Raw genomic sequence first — 4,266 nt, 5'->3', positions numbered from 1 at the left:
TCCCTCCCCCGTCGCCCGCGCGGCCGCCCGACGCGCCACGGTCACAGCTATGCGGACACGCGCGAGCTGCTGATCCGCCGCGGCACGGAACTGCTGACCGAGCGCGGCGTCAGCGCGACGGCGCTCGACGAGGTACTGAAGTCGGTCGGCGTGCCGAAGGGGTCTTTCTACCATTACTTCCCGAGCAAGGACGCCTTCGTCCTCGCGACGCTGGATTCCTATGCCGCCTACCTGCTGCGCAAGCTCGACCGCCACCTCGGCGACGCGAGCCTCGCCGCGCTTGCGCGCCTGCAGTCTTTCGTTGACGACGCCTGCCGGGGCGTGGAGCGCTTCGACTTCACGCGCGGCTGCCTCGTGGGCAATCTCGGTCAGGAAGTCGGCTGTCTGGACGCGGAGATCCGGCGGCGACTGGAGGAAATTTTCCTGGCTTGGGAAGCGCGCGTCGCCGACTGCCTGCAGGACGCCGTCACCGCCGGCGAACTGCCCGCGGGCACCGATTGCGCGGGCCTGTCGCATGCATTCTGGATCGGCTGGGAAGGCGCAATCCTCCGCGCACGGCTGATGCGTTCGACCGAGCCGATGCGCGCGTTCTTCAGTCTTTTCACGGCAGCACTGCGTTGATTCTTTGCGTCTATTTGTAGTTGATTGGTCTATTTACCCCGACAAGGAGCGAACACGATGTTCCAAGGCATTCTGATCACCAAGGACGACGCGGGGTACCGCGCCGGGCTGCAGGCCATCGACGAGGCCGTGCTGCCAGAGGGCGACGTGACGGTGCGTGTCGCATGGTCGACGCTGAACTACAAGGATGGGCTTGCGATCACCGGGCGCTCGCCGGTCGTGCGCCGCTTTCCGATGATCCCCGGCATCGACTTCGCCGGCACGGTCGAGAGCAGCTCGCATCCGGCATGGAAGGCGGGCGACCAGGTCGTGCTCAACGGCTGGGGCGTCGGCGAAGTGCATTGCGGCGGCCTCGCCGAGGTGGCGCGCGTGAAGGGCGACTGGCTGGTGCGCCTGCCGGCGGCCTTCACGACCCGCCAGGCGATGGCGATCGGCACCGCGGGCTACACCGCGATGCTGTGCGTGCTCGCGCTCGAAAAGCACGGCATCAAGCCGGGCGACGGCGAGATCCTCGTGACCGGCGCGAATGGCGGCGTCGGCAGCGTCGCGATCGCGTTGCTCGCACAGCTCGGCTACACCGTGGTCGCCTCGACCGGCCGCGTCGCCGAATCCGACTACCTGACCCGTCTCGGCGCCGCGAGCGTGATCGACCGCAAGGATCTGTCGGAACCCGGCAAGCCGCTCGGCAAGGAGCGCTGGGCGGGGGTCGTCGACACGGTCGGCAGCCACACGCTCGCGAACGCCTGCGCGACGACGCGCTACCGCGGCGCGGTCGCGGCCTGCGGGCTCGCCGGGGGCATGGACTTCCCCGCGACCGTCGCGCCCTTCATCCTGCGCGGCATCACGCTCTACGGCATCGACAGCGTGATGGCGCCGCAGGCGGTGCGCGTCGAGGCTTGGGAACGGCTCGCGCGCGACCTCGACGGCGCGAAGCTCGAAACGATCACGAGCGAGATCGCGCTCGCCGACGCACCGGCCGTCGCCGACAAGCTGCTCGCCGGTCAGGTGCGCGGACGCGTCGTTGTGAAGGTCGGCGGCTGACCCGGCCATGGACGCCGTCGTCCGGTCGCAGCCGCGCAGCGTCGAGTTCCCGGCCGCGGACGGCTATCCGCTGCGCGGCACCTACTGGCCCGGCCCGGACGCACCGCGCGGGGCGCTCGTCATCAACGCTGCGACCGGGGTCGCCGCACGCTACTACACGCGCTTCGGCGACGCGATGGCCGAGCGCGGCTTTCGCGTGCTCGCCTATGATTACCGCGGCATCGGCGAATCCCGGCCCGCACGGCTGCGCGGCTTTCGCGCGACCAAGCTCGACTGGGGCGCGCTGGACTGCGAAGGGGCATTGCGCCTGCTGCGCGCACGTGCCGACGGCCTCCCCCTCTACGCCGCGTGCCACAGCATCGGCGGCTTCGCGCTGGGCCTCGCGGAGAGCGCGTCCCACGTCGAGCGCGCGCTCTTCGTCGGCTGCCAGTACGCCTACTGGCGCGACTGTGCGCCCCGCGTGCGCCTGCCCTACCTGCTGCGCTGGCATGCCTTCATGCCGGCGGTCGTCGGGCTCCTGGGCTACTTCCCCGGCAAGCGCCTCGGCTGGCTCGAAGACCTGCCGAAGGGGGTCGCGCTGGAATGGGCCTTCCGCTTCCACCCGCGCTTCCACCGCTTCTACCGCCTTCTGCCGCATGCGAGCAAGGCGGTTGACAGTCACGCGCTCGAACGCCGCATGGCGGCCTTCCGCGGCGAGATCCTGTCGCTCGCCGAGGCGCACGACGAATACGCGACGCCCGCCGCGTGCCGGCGCCTGCTCGACCACTTCCCGCACGCGCAGCGCCGCTTCGTGCAACTCGACCTGGAACGCGAAGGACTGCCGCCGATGGGGCACTTCGGGTTCTTCCACGCCCGCTACCGCGACAGCCTGTGGCAGCGGGCGGCCGATTGGCTGGAGACAGGCCGACAGCCGTGAACACCCGCGCGTCCTCGGGCGCACGTTCGAGTACCGGGGGCGCGCTCAGGGCAGGATGAAGCTGCTCGGCTCCTGCACGCTGCGCGCCGCGTCGTGCCCCGCCGCGATGCGAAAAATGATCGGACGCACGCCCGTCAGCGGCGTGCCGGCGGGCGCGGACAGGGTCAGCGACACCGGGCGCACGCTGCCCGCCGCGACCGCAAACGCGCGCTCGCCGACGACCTCGATGCCCGGCACGCCGCTGACCTCGACGACGAACTCGCGCGCGGCGTCGTCGAGGTTCTTCAGCTTCAGCGTATAGGCGTTCTCGATCCGTCCGGCGGAGGTCTCGCGCAGCAGGGCGCCGCGGTCGCGCAGCACGTCGACCTGCAGCAGCGAACGCTGGCCCAACGACCACGCGCCGAGCGCGACGACCGCCAGCACCAGGCTGCCATACACGGCGAGGCGCGTCCTCCCGCCCGCCGCCGCGCCGGCGAGTTCGCGCTCCGAGGCGAAGCGGATCAGGCCGGTGGGCGTGCCGACGCGCGTCATCACCGTGTCGCAGGCATCGATGCACAGGCCGCAGTTGATGCAGCCGAGCTGCAGGCCTTCGCGGATGTCGACGCCGGTCGGACACACTTCCACGCAGATGCCGCAGTCGATGCAGTCGCCGCCACCCTCGGCCCGGCCGCGCGCCTGCCGCGGCTCGCCGCGGCGGAGGTCGTAGCTGACGGTCGTGGTGTTGCGGTCGAACATCACGCCCTGGAAGCGCGAGTACGGGCACATGTGCTGACACACGGCCTCGCGTGCGAAGCCGGCCTGCACGTACAGGAAGAGGCCGTAGAAGATCAGCCAGAAGCTCTCCCACGGGCCGGCGGCGCCGGCGGCGAGCGCCGGCAGCAGCTCGCGGATCGGCGTGAAGTAGCCGACGAAGGTGATCGCCGTCCACGCCGCGATCAGCAGCCACAGGCCATGCTTTGCGCCCTTGAGCGCGAACTTGCGAACGCCCGGCGGGCTTTGGTCGAGCCTCAGGCGGTCGAGGTGGTCGCCTTCGACCTTCGCCTCGACCCACGTGAAGATCGTCGTATACACCGTCTGCGGACAGGCGAAGCCGCAGAACAGGCGCCCCGCGAGCGCGGTGACGAGGAACAGCGCGGTCGCCGCGAGGATCAGCGCCAGCGCGAGCAGCAGCGCGTCCTGCGGCCACAGCACGAGCCCGAAGAGGTAGAACTTCTCGTCCGCGATGTCGAAGAGGACGGCCTGCCGCAACGCGCCGTTGCCCTCCCACGTGAGCCAGCAGCCGCCGTAGAAGACGATCTGCGTGAGCCACACGATCGCCCAGCGCAGCGTGTTGAAGCGGCCCGCGACGGCCCGCGCGTGGATCTTGCCCTGCTTGCGGTACAGCTCCAGCTTCGCCTCGCGCACCTTGCTGACGGACTTGCCCATTCCTGCCTTCCTCCGGATGCGTGCCGGGGGAGACAATTTCCCCGGTCGACGCCGGCGGCGAGTACATCACCGGGCGACCGACAGGAACAGCTCCAGAGAAGCACATTTCCGACAGGAACAGATTTCAATCTGTTGTCGCGTGTGCGCGGTTGCTCCCTCCCCTTCAAGGGGGCGGAGGCGGGGTTTCGCAGAGCACTGCTCTGCGCCGCCGTAACGGCGGAGCGAAGCGCAGACTCCCGGGTTGGGGTGGGGATGGGTTAAAC

4 protein-coding genes are annotated in these 4,266 nt (G+C 70.1%); 3 read left to right on the top strand and 1 reads right to left on the bottom strand.

The window, feature by feature from the left end:
• The 3 genes from acuR to GPA27_RS27855 form a co-directional block, all read left to right on the top strand.
• On the top strand, positions 1-621 hold a 621-nt coding region (acuR, locus tag GPA27_RS27865), incomplete at its 5' end, for an acrylate utilization transcriptional regulator AcuR (protein ID WP_169143659.1).
• 57 nt (positions 622-678) lie between these two features.
• A complete protein-coding gene (gene acuI / locus GPA27_RS27860) occupies positions 679-1,662 on the top strand; it encodes an acrylyl-CoA reductase (NADPH) (protein ID WP_169143658.1) in 984 nt (327 codons plus the stop codon).
• 7 nt (positions 1,663-1,669) lie between these two features.
• Positions 1,670-2,578: an alpha/beta hydrolase family protein gene (locus GPA27_RS27855; RefSeq protein ID WP_169143657.1), complete on the top strand. Its 909-nt coding sequence runs from the start codon at positions 1,670-1,672 to the stop codon at positions 2,576-2,578.
• Between the two features lie 45 nt (positions 2,579-2,623).
• Here GPA27_RS27855 and ccoG read toward each other — a convergent pair whose 3' ends face one another.
• The gene (gene ccoG, locus GPA27_RS27850; protein WP_169143656.1) at positions 2,624-4,003 is read right to left on the bottom strand and encodes a cytochrome c oxidase accessory protein CcoG; all 1,380 of its coding nucleotides are present in this window, start codon (positions 4,001-4,003) and stop codon (positions 2,624-2,626) included.
• Between the last annotated feature and the right edge of the window lie 263 nt (positions 4,004-4,266).

Source organism: Aromatoleum toluolicum, from assembly GCF_012911005.2.
GTDB classification, from domain to species: domain Bacteria; phylum Pseudomonadota; class Gammaproteobacteria; order Burkholderiales; family Rhodocyclaceae; genus Aromatoleum; species Aromatoleum toluolicum.
Note: the sequence above shows the minus strand (reverse complement) of the source record. Positions and strands in the feature narration are given on the sequence as shown.

Coding starts and splice junctions, on each gene's coding strand:
- acuI (WP_169143658.1), top strand. CDS start 679: ATGTTCCAAGGCATTCTGATCACCAAGGACGACGCGGGGTACCGCGCC.
- ccoG (WP_169143656.1), bottom strand. CDS start 4,003: ATGGGCAAGTCCGTCAGCAAGGTGCGCGAGGCGAAGCTGGAGCTGTAC.
- GPA27_RS27855 (WP_169143657.1), top strand. CDS start 1,670: ATGGACGCCGTCGTCCGGTCGCAGCCGCGCAGCGTCGAGTTCCCGGCC.